Source organism: Acinetobacter sp. YH12134 (genome assembly GCF_013418555.1).
In the GTDB taxonomy this organism is placed as follows: domain Bacteria; phylum Pseudomonadota; class Gammaproteobacteria; order Pseudomonadales; family Moraxellaceae; genus Acinetobacter; species Acinetobacter indicus.
Map to the genome: position 1 here is coordinate 1 of NZ_VPBT01000032.1, position 25,862 is coordinate 25,862.

At 47.0% G+C, this 25,862-nt stretch carries 19 protein-coding genes, 3 tRNA genes and 2 pseudogenes; 13 read left to right on the forward strand and 11 right to left on the reverse strand.

Annotated elements, in window-relative coordinates; translation table 11 throughout:
* The 3 genes and pseudogenes from FTU69_RS13665 to FTU69_RS13675 all read left to right on the forward strand — a co-directional run.
* Positions 1-159: pseudogene (locus tag FTU69_RS13665) on the forward strand (IS4 family transposase); the annotation flags it as partial.
* A gap of 85 nt (positions 160-244) precedes the next feature.
* Positions 245-320, forward strand: a tRNA-Phe gene (locus tag FTU69_RS13670).
* Between the two features lie 262 nt (positions 321-582).
* Positions 583-1,092: a hypothetical protein gene (locus tag FTU69_RS13675; protein WP_104483905.1), complete on the forward strand. Its 510-nt coding sequence runs from the start codon at positions 583-585 to the stop codon at positions 1,090-1,092.
* Between the two features lie 82 nt (positions 1,093-1,174).
* Here the strand turns inward: FTU69_RS13675 and FTU69_RS13680 are convergent, their stop codons facing one another.
* From FTU69_RS13680 to ompR, 3 genes are all read right to left on the reverse strand, one after another.
* A complete protein-coding gene (locus FTU69_RS13680) occupies positions 1,175-2,692 on the reverse strand; it encodes an acetyl-CoA hydrolase/transferase family protein (RefSeq protein ID WP_180104049.1) in 1,518 nt (505 codons plus the stop codon).
* Positions 2,693-2,899: 207 nt separating this feature from the next.
* Positions 2,900-4,360: an ATP-binding protein gene (locus tag FTU69_RS13685; RefSeq protein ID WP_180104050.1), complete on the reverse strand. Its 1,461-nt coding sequence runs from the start codon at positions 4,358-4,360 to the stop codon at positions 2,900-2,902.
* Positions 4,361-4,620: 260 nt separating this feature from the next.
* Positions 4,621-5,385 carry a two-component system response regulator OmpR gene (ompR, locus tag FTU69_RS13690; protein WP_005180561.1) on the reverse strand — a complete coding sequence of 255 codons (765 nt, stop codon included), beginning with the start codon at positions 5,383-5,385 and terminating at the stop codon, positions 4,621-4,623.
* A gap of 335 nt (positions 5,386-5,720) precedes the next feature.
* Here ompR and FTU69_RS13695 point away from each other — a divergent pair, with 335 nt between their 5' ends.
* Complete coding sequence (locus FTU69_RS13695; RefSeq protein WP_180104051.1) at positions 5,721-8,072, forward strand: Tex family protein; 2,352 nt, start codon at positions 5,721-5,723, stop codon at positions 8,070-8,072.
* 51 nt (positions 8,073-8,123) lie between these two features.
* Here the strand turns inward: FTU69_RS13695 and FTU69_RS13700 are convergent, their stop codons facing one another.
* The 3 genes from FTU69_RS13700 to FTU69_RS13710 all read right to left on the reverse strand — a co-directional run bounded on the left by FTU69_RS13700 (position 8,124) and on the right by FTU69_RS13710 (position 10,992).
* Positions 8,124-8,438: a hypothetical protein gene (locus FTU69_RS13700; RefSeq protein ID WP_005180556.1), complete on the reverse strand. Its 315-nt coding sequence runs from the start codon at positions 8,436-8,438 to the stop codon at positions 8,124-8,126.
* 81 nt (positions 8,439-8,519) lie between these two features.
* Positions 8,520-9,407 (reverse strand): SDR family NAD(P)-dependent oxidoreductase, encoded by an 888-nt coding sequence (locus FTU69_RS13705; RefSeq protein WP_005180554.1) that lies wholly within the window; start codon positions 9,405-9,407, stop codon positions 8,520-8,522.
* Positions 9,408-9,714: 307 nt separating this feature from the next.
* On the reverse strand, positions 9,715-10,992 hold the full coding sequence (locus tag FTU69_RS13710) for an O-acetylhomoserine aminocarboxypropyltransferase/cysteine synthase family protein (RefSeq protein ID WP_180088817.1): 1,278 nt from the start codon (positions 10,990-10,992) through the stop codon (positions 9,715-9,717).
* A gap of 316 nt (positions 10,993-11,308) precedes the next feature.
* Between FTU69_RS13710 and ettA the strand changes: the two genes are divergently transcribed.
* The gene (gene ettA, locus FTU69_RS13715; RefSeq protein ID WP_005180550.1) at positions 11,309-12,970 is read left to right on the forward strand and encodes an energy-dependent translational throttle protein EttA; all 1,662 of its coding nucleotides are present in this window, start codon (positions 11,309-11,311) and stop codon (positions 12,968-12,970) included.
* Between the two features lie 256 nt (positions 12,971-13,226).
* Here ettA and FTU69_RS13720 read toward each other — a convergent pair whose 3' ends face one another.
* From FTU69_RS13720 to FTU69_RS13740, 5 genes are all read right to left on the reverse strand, one after another.
* A complete protein-coding gene (locus FTU69_RS13720) occupies positions 13,227-13,568 on the reverse strand; it encodes a hypothetical protein (RefSeq protein ID WP_005180548.1) in 342 nt (113 codons plus the stop codon).
* A 150-nt stretch (positions 13,569-13,718) separates the two neighbouring features.
* Positions 13,719-13,794: transfer RNA gene (locus tag FTU69_RS13725), tRNA-Glu, on the reverse strand.
* 28 nt (positions 13,795-13,822) lie between these two features.
* A tRNA-Ala gene (locus tag FTU69_RS13730) sits at positions 13,823-13,898 on the reverse strand.
* Between the two features lie 57 nt (positions 13,899-13,955).
* The gene (gene gltX, locus FTU69_RS13735) at positions 13,956-15,464 is read right to left on the reverse strand and encodes a glutamate--tRNA ligase (protein ID WP_016658437.1); all 1,509 of its coding nucleotides are present in this window, start codon (positions 15,462-15,464) and stop codon (positions 13,956-13,958) included.
* A gap of 151 nt (positions 15,465-15,615) precedes the next feature.
* Complete coding sequence (locus tag FTU69_RS13740) at positions 15,616-15,927, reverse strand: hypothetical protein (RefSeq protein WP_005180544.1); 312 nt, start codon at positions 15,925-15,927, stop codon at positions 15,616-15,618.
* Between the two features lie 571 nt (positions 15,928-16,498).
* Here FTU69_RS13740 and FTU69_RS13745 point away from each other — a divergent pair.
* The 8 genes and pseudogenes from FTU69_RS13745 (at position 16,499) to FTU69_RS13780 (ending at position 25,711) form a co-directional block, all read left to right on the forward strand.
* The gene (locus tag FTU69_RS13745) at positions 16,499-17,518 is read left to right on the forward strand and encodes a sulfate ABC transporter substrate-binding protein (protein ID WP_180047077.1); all 1,020 of its coding nucleotides are present in this window, start codon (positions 16,499-16,501) and stop codon (positions 17,516-17,518) included.
* A gap of 186 nt (positions 17,519-17,704) precedes the next feature.
* A complete protein-coding gene (gene rsmH, locus FTU69_RS13750; RefSeq protein ID WP_005180541.1) occupies positions 17,705-18,616 on the forward strand; it encodes a 16S rRNA (cytosine(1402)-N(4))-methyltransferase RsmH in 912 nt (303 codons plus the stop codon).
* A gap of 11 nt (positions 18,617-18,627) precedes the next feature.
* Entirely contained in the window at positions 18,628-18,960 is a 333-nt protein-coding gene (ftsL, locus tag FTU69_RS13755; protein WP_005180539.1) for a cell division protein FtsL, read from the forward strand.
* Between the two features lie 12 nt (positions 18,961-18,972).
* Positions 18,973-20,804: pseudogene (ftsI, locus tag FTU69_RS13760) on the forward strand (penicillin-binding protein PBP3).
* A 3-nt stretch (positions 20,805-20,807) separates the two neighbouring features.
* Positions 20,808-22,301: a UDP-N-acetylmuramoyl-L-alanyl-D-glutamate--2,6-diaminopimelate ligase gene (locus FTU69_RS13765; protein ID WP_180088812.1), complete on the forward strand. Its 1,494-nt coding sequence runs from the start codon at positions 20,808-20,810 to the stop codon at positions 22,299-22,301.
* Between the two features lie 12 nt (positions 22,302-22,313).
* Positions 22,314-23,723, forward strand: coding sequence for a UDP-N-acetylmuramoyl-tripeptide--D-alanyl-D-alanine ligase (gene murF / locus FTU69_RS13770; RefSeq protein ID WP_180104052.1), 1,410 nt, complete (start codon positions 22,314-22,316; stop codon positions 23,721-23,723).
* Positions 23,724-24,842, forward strand: a complete 1,119-nt coding sequence (gene mraY, locus FTU69_RS13775; RefSeq protein WP_005180530.1) for a phospho-N-acetylmuramoyl-pentapeptide-transferase — start codon at positions 23,724-23,726, stop codon at positions 24,840-24,842.
* Between the two features lie 65 nt (positions 24,843-24,907).
* Complete coding sequence (locus FTU69_RS13780) at positions 24,908-25,711, forward strand: putative RNA methyltransferase (RefSeq protein WP_180088809.1); 804 nt, start codon at positions 24,908-24,910, stop codon at positions 25,709-25,711.
* Positions 25,712-25,862 lie beyond the last annotated feature (151 nt).

A 25,862-nucleotide genomic window follows, 5' to 3' on the forward strand; every position in this document is an offset into this window, starting at 1 on the left:
AAGAAGCATGGACGACTCTCAATGAGTTTATTTCGCTATGGTTTAGACTATGTTCAAATGGCGATTCAGCGTTTAATTGGTTTTGGGAAAAAAGAAGAGTTTAAGGAAATTTTGGCAATTTTAAGAAAGCAGAATCCTGATAGGATAAGGGTTCTGTGAAATTTGTCGTGTACAGAGCGATTAAATAAAAATGTCATGATTTATATTGACTAATTTCCCCAGATGCGGCTTAATACACGGCATCGGCGTGATAGCTCAGTTGGTAGAGCAACGGATTGAAAATCCGTGTGTCCCCAGTTCGATCCTGGGTCTCGCCACCATATTCAAAAAGTCCCTGCATTGCAGGGGCTTTTTTTTATGGTATTTAAAAATGGCAGCATGATCTTTCATCTTTCATCTTTCATCTTTCATCTTTCATCTTTCATCTTTCATCTTTCATCTTTCATCTTCAGGATTGATTGGCTATCAAATCAGGAGCAGTGTTACGCTAATAACAGCTCAATAACACGAATCCTGCTGAATAAAATTGCATTCTGGCGCTTAATAGAGAGACATGTTTCATTACTGTTCAGGAGGCCGTGTATGACGCGCTTTCAGATGTTCTCCTCGACTGTAATGATTATGCTGGGAATCGGCTCAACGTCGGTCTGGGCGCAACCCGAGCGTCTAGCAACGCTTCAGGTCATGGCAGAACCTGAACTACGTCAGGAAGTGGGCTTTATTCCGTATCAGGAAGATCGTGCAAAGCGTAAGGCATTACAGCACCGGATCATGCAAATTCAGCAGGACACTCAAAACCGGGTCATTGACCCGGACCCGCCTGTCCTGATTACCATGCCGGCCAAAGAACCGGTCAATATGGATCACCTTTCTCCGGCGTTGCAGCAGCATATTCTGGCGATTGCCGCCGGTTTGCAGTCGGATAACCCGTTACGTGGCTTGGAAACCCTGCTGGCGCCATTTCGTGGCCCGGATGGGCAGATTCAGCTTGATTTACCCAATATCTCTTTAGGCGTGGTCGATTATGAGATGAATCTGGGCAATAGCTTGTTCCCCGATATTAGCTCACAGTTACGCAACCCGACCCGATAATAGATGACGTGATAGGGGAAACTATCCAACCATAAAAAAACGCTCCAGAGGAGCGTTTTTTTAGATCTGATTCAGGCCGAGATTAAGCCGTTTTTACCGCTGCTTCTTGGGCCAGCATGTGACTATTTTCTTCGAAGTTGCTGTGCCAAGCCAACGCTTCACGTAACAGGTGAGGAGTGTGGCCGCCTTTTGCACATGCGCGGTCGAAGTAGTCGTTTAATGCATCACGGTACATTGGGTGTGCACAGTTGTCGATAATCGCACGAGCGCGCTCACGCGGTGCCAGACCACGAAGATCGGCAAGACCCTGTTCAGTCACCAGAATGTCAACGTCGTGTTCTGCATGGTCAATGTGCGATGCAAATGGAACGACAGATGAAATGTCGCCGCCTTTGGCAATAGACTTGGTTACGAAGATGGCCAGGTGTGCGTTACGCGCAAAGTCACCTGAACCACCAATACCGTTCATCATTTTGGTACCGCATACGTGAGTGGAGTTCACGTTACCGTAGATATCGAACTCAAGCGCAGTGTTAATGCCGATAATACCTAAACGACGTACCAGTTCAGGATGGTTTGAAATTTCCTGTGGACGCAGAACCAGTTTATCTTTGTACTGTTCCAGGTTGTTAAATACTTTCTCGCCGTATTTCGCAGACAGGGTAATAGATGAACCTGAAGCGAACTTCATTTTACCGGCATCAATCAGTTCGAAAGTACAGTCTTGCAGTACTTCTGAGTACATGATCAGGTCTTCGAAGTTTGATTCTTTCAAGCCGGTCAATACTGCGTTAGCGATTGAACCAATACCTGCTTGTAAAGGACCGAGGTTTTTCGGTAAACGGTCTTCAGCTACTTCTTTTTCAAAGAATGCGATCAAGTGGTTGGCAATTGATTGAGTCTCGTCATCTGGTGCAGTGACAGTTGATGGAGAGTCATGTAATTCGCTGTTAAATACGATACCAACGATTTTTGCAGGATCGATGTTAATTGCTTGAGTACCGATACGCTCGTCAACTTTGGTCAATGGAATTGGTTGACGGGTTGGACGATAGGTTGGGATATAAATGTCGTGTAAGCCTTCAAACGCCGGGCTTAAGTTGGTGTTGATTTCAACAATGACTTTTTCAGCGAAAATTGCAAAGCTGGCAGAGTTACCTACAGAAGTGGTTGGCACGATGCCGCCATCTTCAGTAATCGCAACCGCTTCAATTACCGCTACATCTGGCTTTTTCAGCTGCTGGTTACGCATTTGTTCAACTGTTTCAGACAAGTGCTGATCGATGAACATGACTTCGCCTTTGTTGATGGCTTTACGTAAAGTGTTATCCACTTGGAAAGGCAGACGACGTGCCAGTACACCGGCTTCAGTCAGTTGTTTGTCGAGATCGTTCCCTAAGCTCGCACCAGTAATTAATGTAATTTTTAGAGGATTCGCTTGTGCTTGTTTCACTAAAGCCAAAGGAACAGCTTTCGCTTCACCGGCACGTGTAAAGCCACTCATACCAACAGTCATACCGTCTTGGATGAATTGAGCAGCTTGCTCCGCACTCATAACCTTGTCATGTAGGGAAGCTAAACGGATGCGATCTAGGGACATGGTTTACTCTCGTTTGAAAAATCAGAACTGATGGCGATTGTACCCATCAAAAAAGCCATTTTGCATACCTGTTAGGCTAAGGTCTAATTTTTTCAAAAAATGCAGGTATAAATATATTTGATGCTTTTTATCTTGTTGAAAATTCAATAATAAAAATTAAAAGCCAAATCTTCACCAAGAACTGATTGATCAATATTTAAGCATGATTTAGAAATGTTCTGTAATACTTTGCTTAATTTTTTCTAGGGTGCTGCTGTTGTTTTTTTCATCATCTGGCTGTTCGGGCAGCGGTAAAGAGATGATGACTTCCAGTCCACCGTGCTCGCGATTGTGAATAATCAGCTCGCCCTGGTGAATATCGACAATCCGTTTCACAATGGCCAGACCTAAACCGCTACCTTGGACGGTACGTGCGGCATTCCCACGCACAAAAGGCTGCATTAAAGATTCAATCTGATCTTCAGGAATGCCTTCACCATGATCGGCCACACTAATGCAGATAAACTGTTCCTGTACCTTGGCAGATAGCTCAATCGGTTCGGTGCCATAACGCTTGGCATTGTTAATCAGGTTGCCAATTAAACGTTTCAGCGACAGGCTACGTGCCTGCAAAATCGGTAATTCTTCCGGGCTAAAGCGAATGTCCAGCGGTTTAAACTGGATCACCAGTTCCTGTAACAAGGCATTTAAATCGGTATCTTGCAGTTCTTCATCCGAGCCATCACGCATATAGGAAATGAACTGGTCCAAAATGGCGTCCATATCTTCGACATCGTAAATCAGGCCTTCTTTTAAAAAGTCTTCATCCGGCATCATTTCTGCACTCAGGCGAATCCGGGTCAGGGGTGTGCGCAGGTCATGCGAAATTCCGGCCAGCATAATCCGGCGGTCGCGCTCGGTCTGCTCCAGGGTAAAAATCATCTGGTTAAAGGCCTGGTTCACCTGACGGATTTCTAGCGGCCCGTGGTTGGTTTCTAAATAAGGCGCTTTACCGGTTTGACTATAGGTATTGGCGGCTTCCTGCAAACGGCGTAATGGCCGGTTTAGCTGACGCACTAGGGTCAGAATAATAATGGCAGACAGCAGTGGAATGCCGAGCAGCCAGCCAAACACCAGTTCCGGGCTGTAGTTGGCATAGGTTTTTAATGGTTCACGAACCCAGTGGCCGTTCATTTCCGGCGTTTGAATCCAGATACGTGGGCTGGGCTTGAACTGGAAATACACGGTTACATCATCGGCTTTGAGTTCATTGGCCAGTTTTTTCTCGATTTGTCGGGTAAAGAATTCGGCAATAACCTTGTCACGGACATTTGGATATTCCTTGGGATCGGTAATGTATTCAATCCCGACGCGGTTTTTTAGCCAGGCATCCACATCGACTTCGGCATCATTATGGAAAATCCGTAATTCCGGATTGTTCAGAATTTCCAGCTCAACCGCCAGATAACGGGCATGTTGCTGGATTTCTGGCAGATACAGGGTGCGCCAAAAGAACCACAGTGACATAAACAGACTGAAAATCACCACAAACAGCACCAGCACGGTGGTCCGCATGGCAGCCGAGCGCGGTTTGATTTTATCCAGAAAGCGTTCCCACGGCGTGCGTTTGCGTTCTGAATAGGTTTCAAAGTCGGTAAAGTCTTGTGGATCGATGGGGTCGAGTTTCACAATGAGTCCTTTTTAAAAAGGGAAAGTTCTCCCCCAAAATTGGATACGCGTTAGGTCATCCGCAACTGTTTGAGGCAGGACTCAAGTAAATTACTTATGTTTCTGCGAAATATTGGTTGAAATGACGGAATTTGCCGAGTTTTGCGGATGACAATGGTTTTGCTTACTTTTGCCGAAACAAAAGTAAGGCGAACCGCAGGTTTTATCCCATCAGTGGGGAATAGACCGTAAGACTCCGTCATAGATTCGATGAGTGAGCTTTATTCCGCACCATCTGGAACAAAGACATAACCCACACCCCACACCGTTTGAATATAACGCGCACGTGCCGGGTTTTCTTCAATCAGGCGGCGTAAGCGAGACACTTGCACATCAATCGAACGTTCCATTGCCCCCCATTCACGGCCACGCGCCAGATTCATCAGCTTGTCGCGGGTCAGCGGTTCACGAGGATGTTGTACCAGCGCTTTTAACACTGCGAACTCGCCTGTAGTTAAAGTCACGACTTGACCTTCACGGGTCAGGGTACGGGTCGAAAGATCTAGCGCCCACGGTCCAAAGCTGACCACTTCCATCTGCTGGCTTGGTGCGCCTGGGACTTCACGTACCTGACGGCGTAATACGGCACGAATACGCGCTAACAGTTCGTTCGGGTTAAACGGTTTTGGCAGATAGTCATCGGCACCTGCTTCAAGGCCGGCAATACGGTCTGAGTCGCTGCCGCGTGCGGTCAGCATGATAATTGGCGTATCAATACTGGACTGGCGTAAACGGCGGCAAATGCTCAGGCCATCTTCAACCGGCAGCATGAAATCGAGCACGATCAGGGAAAACAGCTCACGTTGTAACAGGCGATCCATTTGCGTAGCATCATGGGCAGTTTTGACCACGAAACCTTTATCTTCCAGAAAACGCTGTAACAGCGTACGCAAACGCACATCATCATCGACAACGAGAATGCGTTCAACGCGGTCAGTTTCGGTATGTACGGCATCTGTATTTTCAGCAGGTACAACTAAACTCATGATGTGCTCCTTTATTCTTTATTGTGGTCGTATGCAAAGCTTTCACTGACTTTGAGTATACGATTCATCTGTATGCCTTGACTATGCTCTAAAGCAACAAATATTGCAGTTAAAATCAAGACATAGATACCAAATATATACATCTATGATAGAAGATAAATCCCACAATTTGGGGAAGAAAAGGCCCTGAAATGATGAATTTACCGCAAAAATGTGAAATATCTGCGAATTGGCAAGAATCGCCATCTGTAAATTTCATAAAACAATTGTGGATTTTATGGGCCTGGTCTTTATAATCATGCCATTTAGTACTTATCCTTGTGGGATCAAACACGATGACTGACTTAGTTCAGCAGTTGGCAAAAGAACTTGCCGTACGTCCAAATCAGGTAGAAGCTGCCATCAAACTCATTGATGAAGGTGCCAGTGTTCCTTTTATTGCACGTTACCGTAAAGAAGTAACGCAGGGCTTAGACGATACGCAACTTCGCCAGCTCGATACACGTTTAGCGTATTTGCGTGATTTGTTTGAACGCCGTGAAAAAGTGATTGAATCACTAAAAGAACAAAATAAATTATCTGATGATTTATTGGCACGTGTGAATGCGGCTGAAACTAAAAATGCCTTAGAAGAAATTTACGCGCCGTACCGTCCAAAACGTACCAGCAAATCTTTTAAAGCCAAAGAAGCGGGCTTGGGTCCAATCGCAGAAAAAATCTTTGCAGAAGCGATTGATCCAGCAGAAGCGCTTGCAGGCTTTAGCCATGAAGATTATCCAGACCTGGAAAGCCAGCTCGATGCCATTCAGCATATTTTAATTGATGACTGGGCGCAAAATATTGCACTCACCACTGAACTGAAAGCAACCTTTGCCAAAACCGCCGTACTGAAAAGTCTGGTGGCCAGTGAGGAGAAAAAAGAAGTTGGTAAAAAATTCCGTGATTACTTCGATTTCTCTGAAAGCCTGAACAAAGTGCCATCGCACCGTTTATTGGCCATGCTGCGCGGCCGTCAGGAAAACGTGCTGGGCTTAAAAGTCGATGGTGAAGATGAAGCACCACTGGCACGTATTGAAACCGAATACAACTTAGATGCCGTGCAGCCACAAGTGCGTCAGGACTACTTAAAGCAGACCGCAAAACTGTTCTGGCTGGGTAAAGTTCGCCCGACCATTGAGCATTCATTGCTGACTGAAAAACGTCTGGCGGCTGAAGCAGAAGCGACGCAGGTGTTTGCTGAAAACTTACGTCATCTGCTGCTGTCTGCACCTGCTGGCGCACGTACGACGCTGGGCGTTGACCCGGGCATCCGTACCGGTGTGAAACTGGCAGTCGTGAATGAATCTGGCGATGTACTGGCACATAGCACCATTTATCCATTTGCTCCAAAAGATGATAAAGAAGGTTCACTGGCCGAGCTGGCACGTTTATGCCGCGAGTTCAATGTCGACCTGATTGCGATCGGTAACGGTACCGCAAGCCGTGAAACTGAAGCGCTAGTAGCTGAAATGATGGCAGCAAACAGTGACCTGAAACTGACTCGCGTTTCTGTGTCTGAAGCAGGTGCTTCTGTTTATTCTGCTTCTGAATTGGCTTCTCAAGAACTTCCAGAACTGGATGTGTCGATTCGCGGTGCAGTATCCATTGCCCGTCGTTTACAAGATCCATTGGCAGAGCTGGTGAAAATTGATCCGAAATCAATTGGTGTGGGTCAGTACCAGCATGATGTAAACCAGACTGGTTTGGCCAAAACCCTGGAAGCGGTGGTGGAAGACTGTGTGAACTCGGTCGGTGTGGATGTGAATACTGCATCTGCTGCGATTTTGGGTTATATCGCAGGTCTGAACAAATCAATCGCGCAGCAAATTGTGGATTTCCGTAAGGAAAATGGCCGTTTTGATAACCGTCAGGCTCTGAAAAAAGTGCCACGTTTAGGTGAGCGTACTTTTGAACAGGCGGCAGGTTTCTTGCGTATTCAAAATGGTTCTGAGCCTTTAGATGCCTCTGCGGTGCACCCGGAGTCGTATGCGCTGGTGTCTAAAATTGTTGAAGCCAAAGCAACGACTGTAAAAGACATTATTGGCAATACTGAAATTATCCGTCAGGTCAATGCAGAAGAATTTGTGGATGACCAGTTTGGTTTACCAACCATTCAGGACGTGCTGAGCGAACTTGAAAAGCCGGGCCGTGACCCGCGTCCGGAATTCCGTACCGCTAAATTCCGTGATGATATTACTGAAGTATCACAATTGTCTGAAGGCATGCAGCTAGAAGGTGTGGTCACCAATGTCACCAACTTCGGTGCCTTTGTGGATGTCGGTGTGCATCAGGACGGTTTAGTCCATATTTCTGAACTGGCCAATGAATTCGTGTCTGATCCGCATAAAGTGGTGAAACCGGGTCAAATTGTTCAGGTGCGTGTTTTAACGGTAGATGTTGAGCGTAACCGTGTGAACCTGTCGATGCGTCCGGAAGGTGCTGCTGCAGCGAAAGCGCCACGTCAGCCACGCCGTGACCAAAATGAACAGCGTACTGAGCGTAAGCCGCAGGGTAAACGTCCGCAACAGGCGCGTCCGCAGGGTGATCGTCCTCAGGGCAAGAAACCGCAAGCGGCAAAACCACAAGACAATAAGATTGGTGGTTTAGGTGCATTGTTATTGCAAGCCGGGATTAAAGGTTCGAAGTAATCTTTAGCTCTTAAAAAAACCTCCCGATAGGGAGGTTTTTTATTGGTCTATTTAATTGACCATCGGCACAATCCAGCTACATAAAATCAGCATAATGCCCAAATGCCCCAGCTTGCGGGTAAAACTCACCAGTGGCGTAGGCGGCTGTTCCAGCTGTTTGGCATATTCCTGCAAACTCAGCTTGTTGGCAGCTTTACTGGAAAATAAAAACACACCTAAATCAATACAGATCAGAATCGTGCCCACATCGGCAATCAGTTCCATCAGCTCATAATCCTGATGATATAGCGCCATCGCCACCTGATAGCCCAGAAACAGGGCAAAGGCAAAACACCCATATTGCAGAATAAGGGAAAAGGTCCGCATAGTCTTACTTTAACTGTTCAAAATGAGGGGTTTTATAACATAAAAAGACCTGTCATTAGACAGGTCTTTAAAAGGATTATTTTACCAGTGTTCACCCGGGAACAAACGGGCATACGCTTTTTGTACCCAGTTCAGCTTTTGTGGCTGACCCACCGAAGCCGATGAACTTGGGAACAGGTTATAACCAATCGACATCAGCTTGTTGTTAATATCCGGTGCAATCGCATAAGTAATTGAAGCCAAACGGCCTAAATGTGTGGCAATTTTCTTCGGACGTTTGACAATGGCATAGCAGATTAAATCGGCAGCTTGTTCCGGAGAAAGGGTAGGAACATATTTATACATCTTGGTCGGTGCGATCATTGGAGTACGCACTAGTGGCATATAAATGGAGGTAATTGCAATATTGTGTGAATGTACTTCGGCCGATAGACAGCGGCTAAAAGCATCCAGTGCAGCTTTAGAGGCAACATAAGCCGAGAAACGGGTCGCGTTGGCTAATACACCAATCGAGCTGATGTTAATAATCTGGCCACTACGACGTACCATCATTTGTGGCAGAATATTCATCACCAGACGCACTGCACCAAAATAATTCAGCTGCATGGTGCGTTCAAAATCGTGAAAACGGTCTAAAGATTCATGCACGGCACGACGGATTGAACGTCCGGCATTGTTAACTAAAATATCAATATGATCGACAGACGCTAAAATATCTTTTGAAGTCTGATCAATGGCTTCCCAATCGTTTAAATCACATGGGAAAATAGATGCTTTGCCGCCTTTGGCTTCAATCTCTGCTTTGACCTGCTCCAGGGTTTCCTGGGTACGTGCCACCAACAGCACATGCGCTCCCGCCTCTGCCAGACGATAAGCCGTGGTCAGTCCGATACCACTGGATGCACCGGTAATCAGTACGGTTTTTCCATTTACTTTTTTCTTGAAAAGTTTCTCTAGTTTTGCCTTCACACTTGTATCCCTGCTTGATTAAAAGATCAGACTCAATGGTCTTTGTTATTTGAATTTTTGCGCCCAATCTCATTGGTTCGGGCTGTTATGATGGGCATTATAATAACCGAAGTTTAAAAAAAGCCATAAAATAAGTGATTGAAATTAAAAGTTGTTTTAGAGTAATTGCTCTAATGGGATATTTGGGTTGTTTGGTAAATTCTGCTTAAAATTTTTCGAAAAAGCAAGTCCTTGTTTCTATGTTTAAAAAGCAAAAAGTCTGCCATTGCAGCGCAAAAGCAGACCATTTGTCGTGAAATTGCAATAATTAAACGCTAGCCAGCGCCTGCTCCAGATCGGCAATCAAGTCATCAATATGTTCAATACCAATCGACAGGCGCACCATATCTTCACTTACACCCGCCGCTTTCAGCTCTTCATCATTTAATTGTCGATGCGTTGTTGTAGCCGGATGGCAGGCCAGGCTCTTGGCATCGCCAATATTGACTAAACGGGTAAACAGTTGCAGCGCATCAATAAAACGGGTACCGCCTTCACGGCCATCTTGCACACCAAAAGACAGAATCGCAGATGGTTTGCCTTTGACATATTTTTGCGCCAGCGCATGTTGTGGATGATCTTTTAAGCCGGCGTAATTGACCCATTTCACTTTTGGATGCTGCTGTAAATATTCCGCCACTTTTTGGGCATTTTCGGTATGGCGTTCCATGCGCAGGCTTAAGGTTTCCAGTCCTTGTAGAATCAGGAAAACATTATGTGGGCTAATCGCTGCACCGGTATTGCGTAGCGGCACCACGCGGGCGCGGGCAATAAAGGCTGCTTCGCCCAAGGCTTCGACATAATTCACCCCGTGATAGCTTGGGTCAGGGGTATTTAGAGATTTAAAACGTTCAGGATATTTGCCCCACGGGAATTTACCGCTATCGACAATAATTCCACCAATCGAAGTGCCATGGCCGCCAATATATTTGGTCAGTGAATGCACCACAATATCGGCACCAAAATCAAAGGATTTTTGCAGCACCGGTGTGGCCACCGTGTTATCCACCACCACCGGAATGCCATATTCATGCGCAATTTGGGAGATGGCTTCTAAATCAATAATATTGCCGAGCGGATTACCAATGGATTCCACAAAAACCAGTTTGGTTTTGTCATCAATTAGTTCGCGTAAGGCTTCCGGGTTCTGATAATCAAAGAAACGGACTTCGACGCCCTGTTTGGGCAACGTATGTGCGAACAGGTTGTAGGTACCGCCATACAGGGTTGAAACTGATGCAATATTATCGCCGGCTTCGGCCAGGGTCTGAATGGTATAGGTAATTGCAGCCATCCCCGAGGCCAGTGCCAGCGCACCAATCCCGCCTTCGAGCGCTGCCACGCGTTGTTCCAGCACTGCCGTGGTCGGGTTCATGATACGGGTATAAATATTGCCTTGTACTTTTAAATCGAACAGATCGGCACCGTGCTGGGTATTGTCAAAGGCATAAGAGGTGGTCTGGTAAATGGGTACTGCCACAGCTTTGGTGGTCGGTTCAGGGGTGTAGCCAGCATGAATGGCCAAAGTTTCAGCTTTATACATCATTTTTCGTTCATCTTGCGTGAGTTATATTTTGATCAAGTGTAGCAGGTCTATTTATGAAATAAAGAGGGAAATATCTGCAATAATTATCTTTAGATTTCATAAAGACGCCCTCATTTTAAAATTTCAACGGCGGATAAGGCTGCAATGTATGCCTGAATTTTGGGCACTTTAAAGAGTTGTAACAAAGCGTGGAAGATGAGGCCGATCCCTTATCTTTTTCTGGCTTTCAGGTATAATAGCCGATTATTTTTTCGCTCATTTGAGTAGGGGTGGCGGTTTTGCCCCCGAAATTGGTTTTTCTATTGAGGAGTCCTACGTGGCCCAATATATTTATACGATGAACCGAGTGTCGAAGATGGTTCCGCCGAAGCGCGAAATCTTAAAAGACATCTCTTTATCATTTTTCCCAGGCGCAAAAATTGGTGTGCTTGGTCTAAACGGTGCAGGTAAATCGACCTTGCTTCGTATTATGGCGGGCGTAGATAAAGATTTCTCTGGTGAAGCACGTGCACAGCCAGGGATTAAAATCGGCTACCTTGAGCAAGAACCACCGCTCGATCCAACCAAAGACGTTCGTGGTAACGTGGAAGATGGCGTACGTGAAGCGCTTGATGCATTGGCGCGTCTGGACGAAGTATTCGCTGAATATGCAGCTGAAGATGCAGACTTTGATGCGCTTGCAAAAGAGCAGGAAAAGCTGGAAGCCATTATTCAGACTTGGGATGCGCACAACCTGAATAACCAGCTGGAGCAAGCCGCAGCGGCATTAAACCTGCCAGCATGGGATGCAGATGTGACTAAGCTTTCAGGTGGTGAGCGCCGTCGTGTGGCACTGTGCCGTTTGCTATTGTCTAAACCAGACATGCTGCTGCTGGACGAACCGACGAACCATTTAGATGCTTCATCTGTAGCCTGGTTAGAACGTTTCTTAAAAGACTTCCCGGGCACCATCGTGGCGATTACGCACGACCGTTACTTCCTTGATAACGTTGCCGAGTGGATTCTGGAGCTTGACCGCGGACATGGTATTCCATATCAAGGCAACTATTCGTCTTGGTTAGAGCAAAAGAACGCGCGTTTAGAGCAAGAGCAGAAGCAGGAAGAATCTTTTGCGAAGGCATTGAAAAAAGAACTTGAATGGGTTCGTTCAAATGCTAAAGGTCAGCAAAAGAAAAACAAAGCGCGTATGGAGCGTTTTGAAGAGCTGAACTCACGCGAATTCCAGCAGCGTAACGAAACTTCTGAAATCTACATTCCACCTGGTCCACGTTTGGGTAACAAGGTCGTTGAGGTTGAAGGCATCAGCAAGTCATTTGGTGATCGTACCCTGTATAAAGATTTAACCTTCACTGTACCACCTGCAGCAATTGTCGGTATTGTAGGTGAGAACGGTGCAGGTAAAACCACACTGTTTCGTATGATGACTGGTGAAGAGCAGCCAGATACCGGTACGGTAACACTGGGTGAATCGGTTAAAGTCGCTTACGTGGGTCAGATTCGTGACACGCTAGATGACAATAAAACTGTGTGGGAAGAAGTGTCTGGCGGTTTAGACATCTTACGTATTGGTGAATACGAAATTGCATCACGTGCTTATATTGGCCGCTTTAACTTTAAAGGCCAAGATCAGCAAAAACGTGTTGGTCAATTGTCAGGTGGTGAGCGTAACCGTTTACAACTGGCGAAAATCCTGCAAATGGGCGCCAACGTCATCTTACTCGATGAACCGTCAAACGACCTGGACATCGAAACTTTACGTGCGCTTGAAGATGCAATTCTGGTCTTCCCGGGTACCGTGATGGTGATCTCGCATGACCGTTGGTTCCTGGACCGTATTGCAACACACATCCTGTCATTCGAAGGTGAAACTCCTGAATTCTTCACTGGTAACTATGCGGAGTTCGAAGAATACCGTCGTAAACGTGATGGTGATGACCTGATTACCAAGCGTCAGAAATATCGCAAAATTGGTGGTTAATCCCATCTAAATAAAAAACCAGCCTTCGGGCTGGTTTTTTGATGTAGTTTGAATAGAGGGCTATAAAGAGATGGGTATTATCCTGGTCGCGCTATATAGATATAGAAGGAAGGCGTGCAGTGATAGCAGGAAGTGGTGCAATACTTTTAGCACTTCATTGAAGGAGATGATTTTTATCTTTTTATAATCATGGGCTGGCGTTGGGAGCTATCCTGATCAACGCCAGATGCAGCTTTGTTTGAATCAATGAGAAAAATCAGATTTCCCACTCATGGTTGCATTCGCGGCATTTCCATTTCTTCTGGTTTTGCATAAAAGCCTGCATTGAAATTTTAAAATCTGGCAAATCACGATAGAACATGAAGCCGGCAATTAAACAGATCACAAAGACAATTACGGTTGCTGTTTGCAGGGTCGTGCCCGCACCATCCCCAAAAATCCACATGGCAATACTAATCAGCACCAGCAGCAATAAAATAAAAATAGCTGGAATCAGAAATACCAGGCTTTTTGGCACCACCGGACGTGGAGCTGCTTGGCCTGCTTGCGCAACAGGCATGATTTTCGGGCTTTGACACTTCGGGCAACGGTATTGCATTACAACTCCAAAATTCTAATCTGTGGTTTATTTTAATCGGAATACATCAGAAAGCAAAAAAGCACAGCAAAATAAAACAACAGGCAATAAAAAACCCAAGTCATAATGCTTGGGTTTTTTATCAGATCACTTTAAAAGTGAGCTTAAATATGGCGTCCCTACGGGGATTCGAACCCCGGTTACCGCCGTGAAAGGGCGATGTCCTAGGCCTCTAGACGATAGGGACTTATTGAGGCAACACAATTATGAAACCATGGTGGAGCCAAGCGGGATCGAACCGCTGACCTCTACAATGCCATTGTAGCGCTCTACCAACTGAGCTATGGCCCCAGTCTGTGTGAGCGCTATATTATGAAGATAATGCTCACACGTCAACAAAAAACTGCATTAACTTGCATCAACTGCATCATTTTTCGGCAATTTTAAGCTTTCATTGAGTTTTTCCCAAGCTTTTAGCTCTTTTTTGCTTGGTCCGCCCACAATTTCCAGCGCATGGCGCAGGCGGGCAAAAGTTAAATCCGGACCAATAGTGACCATGGTCTGCATCACTGGCGTAGAGGCAGTTGAACCGGCAATGGCAATAAAGAATGCCGGCATAAAGTCGCGCAGTTTAATTTCCATTTGTGCGGCCAGGTCCATTAAGGTCTGGCTCACGGTGTCATTGTTCCAGGTGAACAGACTTTCCAGACGCCAGATGGCAAACTGCAAGCTTTGACGAACCTGTTCTTCAGACAGTTTTTTATTTTCAAACTGTTCTTTTGAAAGTGTCGGGAAATGGTTGAAGTAGTGCGCAGACCAGTTCACGGCTTCAGATAATAAGTTGATACGTGGCTGAATCGCGGCAGCAATTTCTTCCAGTTTGGCACGATCAGCTTTCCAGGCTAACAAGGTATCCAGCAGTTCAGCCGGAGAAAGGGCTTTAATCCACTGACCGTTGAGCCAGTTCAGTTTTTCCACATCAAAGATTGGACCGCCCAAAGACACACGGTTGATGTCAAAGTGTTCAATCATTTCTGCCAGGGTGAATTTTTCACGTTCATCCGGCATTGACCAGCCCATGCGGCCCAAATAGTTCAGCAAGGCTTCTGGCAGTACACCGATGTCTTTATAGTAGTTGATTGAAGTCGGGTTCTTGCGTTTTGACAGTTTGGATTTGTCCGGGTTACGCAGCAGCGGCATGTGGCACAGTACTGGCATATCCCAGCCAAAGTATTGATACAGCAACTGATGTTTTGGTGCTGATGGAATCCATTCTTCACCACGAATGACGTGGGTGATTTGCATTAAATGGTCATCGACCACGTTGGCTAAATGATAGGTTGGCAGGCCATCAGTTTTCAGCAGAATCTGCATGTCGACTTGCGCCCAAGGAATTTCCACTTCACCGCGCAGCATGTCGTTAAATTTGCAGATGCCTTCGGTTGGAATTTTCATGCGGATTACATGTGGTTCGCCTGCCGCCAGACGACGCTGAACTTCTTCGGCAGAAAGCTGTAAACCGCGACCGTCATAACGTGGAGATTCGCCACGTGCTTGCTGTTCAGCACGCATCTGGTCCAGTTCTTCTGCAGTCGCGAAGCAGTAGAAGGCATGACCTTTTTCAACCAGTTCCAGGGCATACTGTTTATAGATGTCCATACGCTCCGATTGACGGTATGGCGCATGTGGGCCACCCACATCTGGACCTTCTGACCAGTTCAGGCCTAACCAGCGCAAAGAATCAAGAATCATTTGTTCAGATTCAGGGGTCGAGCGCAGTTGGTCTGTATCTTCAATACGTAAAATAAACTCGCCGCCATGCTGTTTGGCAAAGCACAGGTTAAACAAGGCAATATATGCAGTGCCTACATGCGGAAAACCGGTAGGAGAAGGAGCAATACGGGTACGAACAGTCATAATCAGTAATGAGTCAGAATGTAAATTGGAATCTATTATAACGAAAAAGCCTGATCACTTAATGCTTTATTGTGCATTCGATGATCAGGCTGCAACAGCACGCGGCTTGAGGGGGAGTCAGTCGCGCGCAGGTTCAGTTCAATCCGGTCAATTAAGACTGGTTCGAGCTGAAGAAGGATTGTACAAAACGGCTAAAACGCTGGTTTTGTGAAGCAAAGAAATTCTGGGTTGGCGCTGCTTTAATTGACGTCATCATTTTCAGGTCATTATCGGCTTGCAGCTTGTCTGTTTTGGTGGTGCCTAACTGTTCTTTTTGCTGCAACAGGGCTTTTTCAATGAGGGAAGGTTTTGCTGGCGTCATTTTCACCGCAGTATGGGTATTTTTAACCACTGCCGTATGGCTGGTTTGCGCCATCAGGCCCAATCCTAAACTTAAACACAGTACATAGACTGACTGTTTCATCCTGATACTCCCCCAAACTGGTTTTGGATTTAATTTTTTTTACGTTGTGGCTACTATATAACCACAGATAAAATGTAAAAAGTAAGAACTGCATCACACTTTTTACAAAAATATAAAAAATGTCAGGCTGCTGGTTACTTCTATTCACATTTCGCTGTTGAGTACATGTTTTAGCAAATAACTGTGAAGAGAAAGTGAAGATCAGCAACAAAACTTATCTTATATCATATTTTTTTATATATAATTATGCAAGTTTCGCATTTTATTGATATGTAACTGGGTATTTAGGTGAATGGATCAAGCGCGGGCTATCTCATCTTAATCTTGCTTTAAATCAGCACGGTTTGCCAAGCGTCTGAAAGCCGGGTTTATTCATATTTTTGAATATCTATTCCATAAAAAGCTATAACCTGATTTTGGCCCATCGGTTATGCTGCTTTTTAAAAGAAAAACAAATGATTAAAAGAAAAAATTGCCCATCTTAAAACGAAAGTAAAAATTTTTCTGAATTGCGATTTATGATTTTATTTCATATAGTTAGCATTAATGTAGATAACCTATTTGTGCTGTCATGAAATCTCAAATTAAAGCTTTATTTTCAGCGGCTTTGCTGGCAACCGGCCTTGCGGCAACAGTCAATTCTGCCCAGGCAGCAGATCGTCAATTTTTAAACGTGTCTTATGATGCGACACGCGAATTCTATGATGAATTTAATGCCTCGTTTGGTGATTACTGGAAAAAGCGCACCGGTTTAAGCGTGAATTTCAAGCAGTCTCATGGCGGTTCAGGCAAACAGGCGCGTTCAGTGGTCGATGGCCTGAAAGGTGATGTGGTGACTTTGGCACTGGCCAACGATATTGAAGAAATCGTCAGATCGGGCCAGATCCAGCCGGGCTGGCAAAAAGAGTTCCCGCATAACTCGGCACCATATACCTCAACCATCGTATTTATGGTGCGTAAGGGCAATCCAAAGCACATCAAAGACTGGACCGATTTAACCAAACCGGGTGTACAGATTATTACCCCAAACCCGAAAACCGGTGGTCTGCCACGTTGGGTATACCTGTCTGCATGGGGCTATGCATTGAACCAGCCGGGCGGCAATGAAGCCAAAGCCAAAGATTTTGTCAGCAAGATGTATCACAACGTTAAAGTGATGGACTCTGCAGCACGTGCCTCAATGACCACTTTCGCAGAACGCGGCATTGGCGATGTACTGCTGACCTGGGAAAACGAAGCGCTGGTGACCCTGAAAACCTTGGGTAAAGACAAGTTCGATATTGTTTATCCATCGATGTCGATTTTAACCGAGCCTTCAGTGGCAATTGTTGACCGTACCGTAGAGCGCAATGGCAACAAGTGGCTGGCAACCGGTTATATCAACTATTTATATTCACCGCTGGGACAGGAAATGGCAGCCAAACATTTCTATCGTCCACGCAATGAAAAGGTACTGGCCAAGTATGCGCATCAGTTCCCGAAACTGAAAACCTTCACCATTGATGAAGTATTTGGTGGCTGGGCCAAAGCACAGCAAACCCACTTTGCGAACGGCGCCATCTTCGACCAGATTTATAGCAGCAAACGTTAATTGTCTGCATACTGGTTAAAAAATAAATTCAAACAGCCTCCTTGTGAGGCTTTTTGAATATTTGGCAAAATCACAAAACGGTTTTCTCTATGAAAAGTAATATTTCTGTACAAAAAGTCGTTTGGAGCTTTGTCAAAACAAGGTAATAATGTGCAGTTAAATTTTGGCTGTATTGATTGAATCCTTATGTCGCATATTTCTGTATTACTCCACGAAACTGTTGATGCCTTGCTGGCAGAACGCAATACAGGAATTTATGTCGATGGCACCTTTGGCCGCGGCGGGCATACCCGTTTATTGCTGTCCAAATTAGATGAACATGCGCGTGTGTATGCCTTTGATAAAGACCCACAAGCCTTAGCGGTTGCAGCAGAACTGGAACAGCAAGATCCGCGGTTTAAAATTATTCATGCCAGCTTTGCCGATTTAAAGCAGGAACTGGCCGCACGTGGTATTGAACAGGTCGATGGCGTGATGGCCGACCTGGGCGTATCGTCTCCGCAGCTGGATCAGGCTGAACGTGGTTTTAGCTTTATGCAGGATGGCCCGCTGGATATGCGTATGGACAACTCGCAAGGTGAAACCGCGGCAGAGTGGCTGCTGCAGATTGAAGAAGAAGCACTGGCCAATATTATTTTTAAATATGGCGAAGAACGTTATAGCCGCCGTATAGCTAAAGCCATTAAAAACGCCGGTTTGATTGAAACCACCGGCCAGCTGGCCGAAATTGTAAAAACTGCCCATCCAAAATGGGAAAAGCATAAACATCCGGCAACGCGAACATTTCAGGCCATTCGTATTGCTATTAATAAAGAATTAGAAGATATTGATATTTTCTTGCCTCAGGCCGTGGAAGTGCTGAAGCCCGAAGGCCGTCTGGCGGTCATTAGCTTCCACTCTTTAGAGGACCGTTTGATTAAACAGTTTATTCAAAAAGAATCAAGCTTGGCAGAAGATACCGGTTGGGGGCTGCCGCAAGTACAACAAGATACCCGCCGTTTAAAAAAGATTGCTCGTATCCGTGCGAGTGAAGAGGAAGTCAAAGCCAATCCGCGTTCACGCAGTGCGTGGCTGCGTGTGGCTGAAAAGTTAGCTTGAACAGGCGAAGAATGAAAACCAAAGCAGTTGAAAACAATACAGAACAGTCACGACTGAAAAAAATGGTCGTCTATTTGATTTTGTTGGCCCTGGTGTTTATCAGTGCGCTCATGGTGGTCTTTCAGGTGTTTGAATATCGACATGATTATCGTCAGCTCAGTTCTTTTATGCGTGAGCGCGATGATCTCAATGCCGAGTGGGGCCGTCTGCTGATTGAACAGCAGACCTTTGGTGCCACCGCCCAGATCGGGACACGTGCCGTAACCCAGTTACGCATGTATTCACCACCCACCGCACAAACTGTGGTGATTTCATTGCCGACGACTTCAGAACAGAAACAATAGGGCTGGCTGTACATGGTAAATTCGCGTAAGAAGCAAACAGGTAAAAAACAGCAGTCTGTTACCCAAAAAAGCAGTTTAAATGTCGATATGTGGCGCTTCTACCTGATGTGGGGAACGGTGCTGCTGGTCTTTGTGGCGCTGGTCTGCCGGGCCTTTTATGTGCAGATTATCAATCATGATTTTCTGCAGAATAAGGCCAATGCCAATATTCTAAGAACTGAAAAACTCAAAGCCATGCGCGGCGTGATTTACGACCGGCATGGCGTGCCTTTGGCGATTAGTACCCCCATCATGAAAGTGGTGATTGATCCGCGTGATTATTTTGAGGCCAAAGAGCTGTATGACGACACCATGGCCGAGCTAGCCAAAGACCCGAATAACCGCAAACTCAAGCGTCAACTGCCCAATAAAAACCTGAATCTGGATGAACTGGCCGATGCGGTGGGCATGGACCGTCAGGAATTGCATCAGAAAATGCATGAGCGTCCGCGTTCGCGTTATCTGGTGCTGCAAAAAGAAGTACCGCCACAGCAGGCGGAGCTGATCCTGAAGCGCAACTTCCAGGGTGTCTATACCGAGAAAAACTATAAGCGTTATTATCCGCAGCCACAGCCGAATGCCCAGATTATTGGCCTGACCAATAGTGAAGGCACCGGGATTGAAGGTCTGGAAATGCAGCTGAACAGCCGTCTGGCTGGGGTCGATGGCGAACAGCAAATTATCCGTGATAAACGTGGTAACCGGGTTAAAGATCCGGAAGTGATTAAAGAAGTCGAGCACGGTGAAAATATCACTTTAAGTATCGACTCGCGCCTGCAATACATTATGTATCGTGAATTGACCGCTGCTGGCGTGGCCAATAATGCCCGTTCTGCCACAGCCATTGCAGTCGATGTGAAAACCGGTGAAATTCTAGCCATGACCAGCTGGCCATCGTATAACCCGAATGACAAAAAGGGCCTGGAGAACAAAGATGCCATGCGTAACCGCGGGGCAGTCGATTCCTTTGAGCCGGGCTCGACCATGAAGCCATTTACCGTGGCCATGGCGCTGGAAAGTGGTAAATATTCGGCCAATACTGTGGTCAATTTAGGGGGGGGCTCGATGCGTGTTGGTAACCATACCATCCGTGATACCCACAATTATGGCAATTTGACCCTGGCTGGCATTATCCAGAAATCGTCTAACGTCGGCGTGGCGAAAATTGCCCTGTCTTTGCCCTATCCAACCTTACCCACCTTCTATAAACGCTTAGGCTTTGGCCAGCGTTCGGCTGTGAAATTCCCGGGCGAAAGTGCCGGCCTGATTTTACCGCCAAGCAAATGGAATGTCTCTGAAGTGGCAACCATGTCCTATGGTTATGGTCTGAATGCGACCGTGCTGCAACTGGTCGATGCCTATGCCATGATTGCCAATCAGGGCAAAAAACTGCCGCTGAGTCTGTATAAGTTGGAAGGCGAAGTGCAGGGCGAGCAGATTCTTGACCCGAAAATTGCCGAGCAGGTTCTGCTGATGATGGAAGCGGTGACTTTACCGGGCGGTACGGCGCGTCAGGCCAATATTCCAGGCTATCGTGTTGCCGGTAAAACCGGTACTGCGCATAAATTGCGTGCCGACCGCAAAGGCTATTCGCAAAATGAATACCGCGCCCTGTTTGCCGGCATCGCACCGGTCAGTGACCCGCGTCTGGCCATGTTTGTGGTGGTAGAAAACCCGACCGGTCAATACTATGGTGGTCTGGTTGCTGCGCCAGTGTTTGCACGGGTGATGCAGGAATCCTTACGTTTAATGAATGTACCTTTAGATAAACCTCTAGATACAGCACAAATCCAGTAAATAGGTGATGAATGTCCATTACATTTCAAGATCTTTACACCGTTGAGCATGTTGCTGGATGGATGTCACAACCCTTTGCCGGCTTCAGCTTAGACAGCCGCAAAGTTACAGCAGGGCAAATCTTTATTGCCCTGACCAGTTTTTCGCAGCCTGAAAAAACCGTCCAGTTTGCCGAAGCGGCGTTGGCGCGTGGCACGTTGGCCATTATTGCAGAAACCGATTTGGGTCTGCCGAATCAGCTGATCGTACCGGAGGTACGTCACTTAATGGGGCAGTGGCAAAAACAGTATCTGCATGCCACGCAGCCGCTGCAGGCTGCACGTATTCTGGCGGTTACCGGTACCAATGGCAAAACCACCATCGCCCGTCTGATGGCAGAACTGCTGATGTTACAGCGCAAACCGTGTGCGGTGATGGGCACCACCGGCAATGGCATTTTGCCGAATCTGGAAGCCTCTTCGCATACCACGCTGGATGCCTTACAGCTCCAGCAGGCCCTGCACAGCTATGCCCAGCAAGGCGCTGAATTTGCGGCAATTGAAGCCAGTTCACACGGACTGGAACAGGGTCGTTTAAATGGCTGTAGCATTGAAATTGCCGTGTACAGCAACTTAAGCCGTGACCATCTGGATTATCATGGTACGCTGGAGGCCTATGCTGAAGCCAAAGCCGCGCTGTTCCGTTTTGCCAGCTTAAAAGTGGCGGTCATTAACCTGGATGATGCCTTTGCGGAAGTTATGCTGACCGCCGCGCGTCAGAATCCGGCACAACCAAAAATCCTGACTTATTCCACCACGCAAGCGGCGGATTATCAGGTGCAGAATATCGAATACAGTCTGGCTGGTGCGCAGTTTGAACTGATCAGCGCCCAGCAGCGTTATCGTGTACACAGTCCGTTACTGGGCCATTTTAATGTGGAAAATCTGGTGGCCAGTCTGATTGCCGTTGAGCAGGCCGGATTTGACTTGTCGGATTTAATTGCCAGCGCGCCACAGCTGCAAGGTGCACCGGGACGGATGCAGGTGATTCGTGATGGCGAACGTCTGTTTGTGGTCGATTATGCGCATACACCAGATGCCTTGAAACAGGTGTTAATTACCCTGAAACGGCATGTATCGCAGCAGCTCTGGGCTGTCTTTGGCTGTGGCGGCGATCGTGATCGCGGCAAACGGCCGTTAATGACCCAAGCCGCGCTAGAGCAGGCTGATATCGCCTTGCTCACTTCGGACAATCCGCGGACTGAATCGCCTGACCAGATTTTTGCCGACATGCAGCAGGGCATTGATTTTAGTGGCCACAGCTATCATGAAATCCGTGATCGTCGTGAAGCGATCAAGTTTGCCGTGAAGCAGGCCCAGCCGGGCGATATCGTGGTGATTGCCGGTAAAGGTCACGAAAATTATCAGGAAATTGATGGGGTGCGACACTGGTTTGATGATGTCGTTGAAGTTCAGGCTGCAATTGATGCCCAGCATCATGCTACCAGCTCTGCCTATCCCGCCTAATCAGGAATTCTTATGCATACTTCAACCACCAGTACTGCGGTCTTGACGCCGTGGAGCGCAGCGCAGTTACAACAGGCCACCCAGGGTTATTGGCTGAATGATCGCGCACCAAGCACTGAAATTAAACGTATTTTAACCGACTCCCGTCATGCCGAAGCCGGCGATGCTTTTCTAGCACTGAAAGGTGAGCGTTTTGATGCCCACGATTTTGTGGCACAGGTGGCAGCCAGCGGCTGTCAGGTGGCGCTTGTCAGCCAGCCGGTCGATGCCGATATTTTTCAGTTGGTGGTGCCGGATACCCGCTTGGCACTGGGTCATTTGGGTGCTTATCGTCGTGCTCAATATCCCGATCTGAAAGTAATTGCCTTGACCGGTAGCAGCGGTAAGACCACCACCAAGGAAATGCTGGGCAGTATTTTATCGCGTCTGGCGCCGACCTTAATTACCCGCGGTAACCTGAATAATGATTTAGGCGTACCGATGATGTTGCTGGAGCTGCGTCCGGAACATCAATATGCGGTGATGGAGCTTGGGGCCAGCCATCAGGGTGAAATTGATTATACCTCACAGCTGGTACAGCCACAGGTAGCCGGGATCATTAATATCGGCACCGCACATCTGGGCGAGTTTGGTGGTCGTGAGGGTATTTGCCGGGCCAAATCTGAAATTTATGCGCATATTGTGGCAGATGGATGTTCGATTGTACCGGCCGCAGATGATTTTGCTGACTCGATCCGTCAGGCAGTTCGCACTGAACAGCAGCTTAGTTTTGGTAACGGCGGTGATGTGTTTGCCACCGACATTGAACTTCAGCCCCAATCGGCCCGTTTCCAGTTGCATACGCCGCAAGGCGTGCGTGCAGTCGATTTACCGTTTGCTGGTGAACATAATATCCAGAATGCTACAGCCGCAGCGGCGTTTGCGCTGGCGATTGGCATTGGTCTGGATGATATTGTTGTCGGACTGGAACAGGCCCAAGGTGCCAAAGGTCGTCTGAATTTTATTCAGCACGGTGCGCATCTCTTGATTGATGATACCTATAATGCCAACCCGACCTCAATGCGGGCGGCCGGTGAAGTGCTGGCGCAGCAGGAGGGGATTCGGGTCATGGTCATCGGTGATATTGGCGAGCTGGGTGCATCGGCGGCAATTGAGCATTATAAGCTCGGCCGCGATCTGGTGTCGCTCAAAGGCCTGAACTTTGTGGTGGCGGTGGGCGAGTTTGCTCCGGCTAGCCAGGAAGGGGCACGCAGTACCCAATACGGCAAAAAACTCCAGGCCTTTTTGAATCAGGAACAGGCCTTGCCATTTTTAATTAGTCTAGTCGAAACACATCAACCTCAGTCCATGAGTTTCCTGTTCAAAGGTTCTCGTTATACCCATATGGAAACGTTGATGACTGCATTGATGGAGAAACTTTAAATGCTGTTATGGTTGTTTGAACAGCTTGCGGGCTATCACAGCTCGTTTCAGGTGGTTCGTTATTTAACATTACGTTCATTGCTGAGTGTCCTGACAGCGCTCGGGATTGGTCTTTTGCTTGGACCTGTGATGATTCGTAAGTTACAGGCATTAAAATACGGTCAGGCAGTCAGCTCGTTTGCGCCAGAAGGGCATGCGAAAAAAATGGGTACCCCGACCATGGGCGGTGTGCTGATTTTACTGTCGATTGGGATTTCGACCCTGCTCTGGGCCGATCTTTCCAACCCCTATGTCTGGATTGTGCTGGCGGTTATGGTGATCTTCGGTGCGGTTGGCTGGGCCGATGACTGGATTAAAATCCGCTATAAAGACAATGCCGGACTACCGGCACGCAAGAAGTTCTTCTGGACTTCGGTGGCCTCTTTGGGCGCAGGTATTGCGCTGTACTATATTGCCACACAGCAGCCGAACCCGGCGCAAACCGCCGATATGCTGGATGTCTTAATTCCGTTCTTTAAAGATTTCAGCATTCCGTTATCCATGATTCCACTGGGTATTGGCTTTATTATTTTCACCTATCTGGTGATTAATGGTGCTTCCAATGCGGTGAACCTGACTGATGGTCTGGATGGTCTGGCGATCATGCCAATTGTACTGGTTGCGGCCGGTTTAGGTGTATTTGCCTATCTGGCCGGTGATGTGCGCTTTGCCGATTATCTGCATATTCCTTATGTCAAATACGCCTCTGAACTGGTGGTGATCTGTGCCGCCATGATTGGTGCCGGTCTGGCCTTTCTCTGGTACAACGCGCATCCGGCGCAAGTCTTTATGGGTGATGTCGGCGCTTTATCGTTAGGTGCGATGCTCGGCACAATTGCGGTGATGGTGCGTCAGGAAATCGTTTTTGCGATTATGGGTGGGGTGTTTGTGGTTGAGGCGATTTCGGTCTTCCTGCAAATTGGCTCACTGCGGATGCGCAATAAACGTGTGTTCTTAATGGCGCCGCTGCATCATCACTATGAAAAGAAAGGCTGGCGTGAAACCCAGGTGGTGATTCGTTTCTGGATTATTACAATTATGCTGGTGGTTTTAGGCTTAATGACCTTAAAATTGCGCTAAGCAAATTGAACTGAAAAGTCGGCGCTTGCCGGCTTTTTTTATGGCAGCAAGCTTGGGAGAAAAACATGAACCTGCTGATGTGTCCTGTCTGTCGTCAGCCCTTAAGCCTGACCGACCGAACATGGCGCTGTGACAACAAGCACAGTTATGATGTGGCCAAACAGGGCTATGTCAATTTGCATGTGGTGCAACATAAGCACAGTAAAAATCCGGGCGATACTCCGGAGTCTGTACAGGCGCGCCGGGCATTTTTAAGTGCAGGACACTATGCGCCGCTGCAGCAGGCGGTGGTGCAGAAAATTCGCAGCCTGCGTATTGAAAACCTGCTCGATATTGGCTGTGGGGAAGGCTATTACACCAACGCCATGCAGGCTGAAGTGCTGCAATGTGTGGGCGTCGATATTGCCAAAAATGCAGTGCAAGTGGCCGCCAAACTGAATAAAGACGTGACCTGGGTGGTGGGAACCGGTGCGACTTTGCCGGTTTTGGATAAATCAATTGATCTGTGTACCAGTCTGTTTAGCCCAATTCCGAAAGAGGAAATTCTGCGGGTGCTGAAACCGGAAGCTTATCTGATGGTGGTAACCCCGGGACCGCAGCATCTGTTTGCGATGCGCGAAGCCTTGTTTGAAGAAGTTAAAGTGCATGAACCACAGAAGTTTGTGGAACAGCTAAAAGATGTGTTTGAGTTGGTCAGTGAAGATGTTGTTGATGCAGCAATGTGCTTAAATCAGAGCGATTTAAAACATCTGATTGCGATGACGCCATATGCCTATAAGGCCAAACCGGAACGCCGTCAGGCGCTGGAGCAGCAGGATCAGTTCCCGCTGAATGCGCAATACCAGATATATCTGTTTCAGAAAAAGTAAGTCCTAAAAAAGCCTCCATCAGGATAATGCCAGTCAGTTAAGAGATTGACTGGCTTTTTCTTGGGTATTTTTGAGGTTTTCCTTTTACAACTCTTGGGTAACTCCTCATCCGTCTCTCAGGTAAAACATATCTATCAGATTTCTCCATTAA

What these genes read in the sequence shown, in the direction of transcription:
- FTU69_RS13675 (WP_104483905.1), top strand. Translation starts at nt 583, where the DNA reads ATGACGCGCTTTCAGATGTTCTCCTCGACTGTAATGATTATGCTGGGA.
- ftsL (WP_005180539.1), top strand. Translation starts at nt 18,628, where the DNA reads ATGAAAACCAAAGCAGTTGAAAACAATACAGAACAGTCACGACTGAAA.
- FTU69_RS13780 (WP_180088809.1), top strand. Translation starts at nt 24,908, where the DNA reads ATGAACCTGCTGATGTGTCCTGTCTGTCGTCAGCCCTTAAGCCTGACC.
- FTU69_RS13680 (WP_180104049.1), bottom strand. Translation starts at nt 2,692, where the DNA reads ATGTCCCTAGATCGCATCCGTTTAGCTTCCCTACATGACAAGGTTATG.
- FTU69_RS13700 (WP_005180556.1), bottom strand. Translation starts at nt 8,438, where the DNA reads ATGCGGACCTTTTCCCTTATTCTGCAATATGGGTGTTTTGCCTTTGCC.
- murF (WP_180104052.1), top strand. Translation starts at nt 22,314, where the DNA reads ATGCATACTTCAACCACCAGTACTGCGGTCTTGACGCCGTGGAGCGCA.
- mraY (WP_005180530.1), top strand. Translation starts at nt 23,724, where the DNA reads ATGCTGTTATGGTTGTTTGAACAGCTTGCGGGCTATCACAGCTCGTTT.
- FTU69_RS13695 (WP_180104051.1), top strand. Translation starts at nt 5,721, where the DNA reads ATGACTGACTTAGTTCAGCAGTTGGCAAAAGAACTTGCCGTACGTCCA.
- ompR (WP_005180561.1), bottom strand. Translation starts at nt 5,385, where the DNA reads ATGAGTTTAGTTGTACCTGCTGAAAATACAGATGCCGTACATACCGAA.
- FTU69_RS13740 (WP_005180544.1), bottom strand. Translation starts at nt 15,927, where the DNA reads ATGAAACAGTCAGTCTATGTACTGTGTTTAAGTTTAGGATTGGGCCTG.
- gltX (WP_016658437.1), bottom strand. Translation starts at nt 15,464, where the DNA reads ATGACTGTTCGTACCCGTATTGCTCCTTCTCCTACCGGTTTTCCGCAT.
- FTU69_RS13745 (WP_180047077.1), top strand. Translation starts at nt 16,499, where the DNA reads ATGAAATCTCAAATTAAAGCTTTATTTTCAGCGGCTTTGCTGGCAACC.
- FTU69_RS13710 (WP_180088817.1), bottom strand. Translation starts at nt 10,992, where the DNA reads ATGATGTATAAAGCTGAAACTTTGGCCATTCATGCTGGCTACACCCCT.
- FTU69_RS13720 (WP_005180548.1), bottom strand. Translation starts at nt 13,568, where the DNA reads ATGCAATACCGTTGCCCGAAGTGTCAAAGCCCGAAAATCATGCCTGTT.
- rsmH (WP_005180541.1), top strand. Translation starts at nt 17,705, where the DNA reads ATGTCGCATATTTCTGTATTACTCCACGAAACTGTTGATGCCTTGCTG.
- FTU69_RS13765 (WP_180088812.1), top strand. Translation starts at nt 20,808, where the DNA reads ATGTCCATTACATTTCAAGATCTTTACACCGTTGAGCATGTTGCTGGA.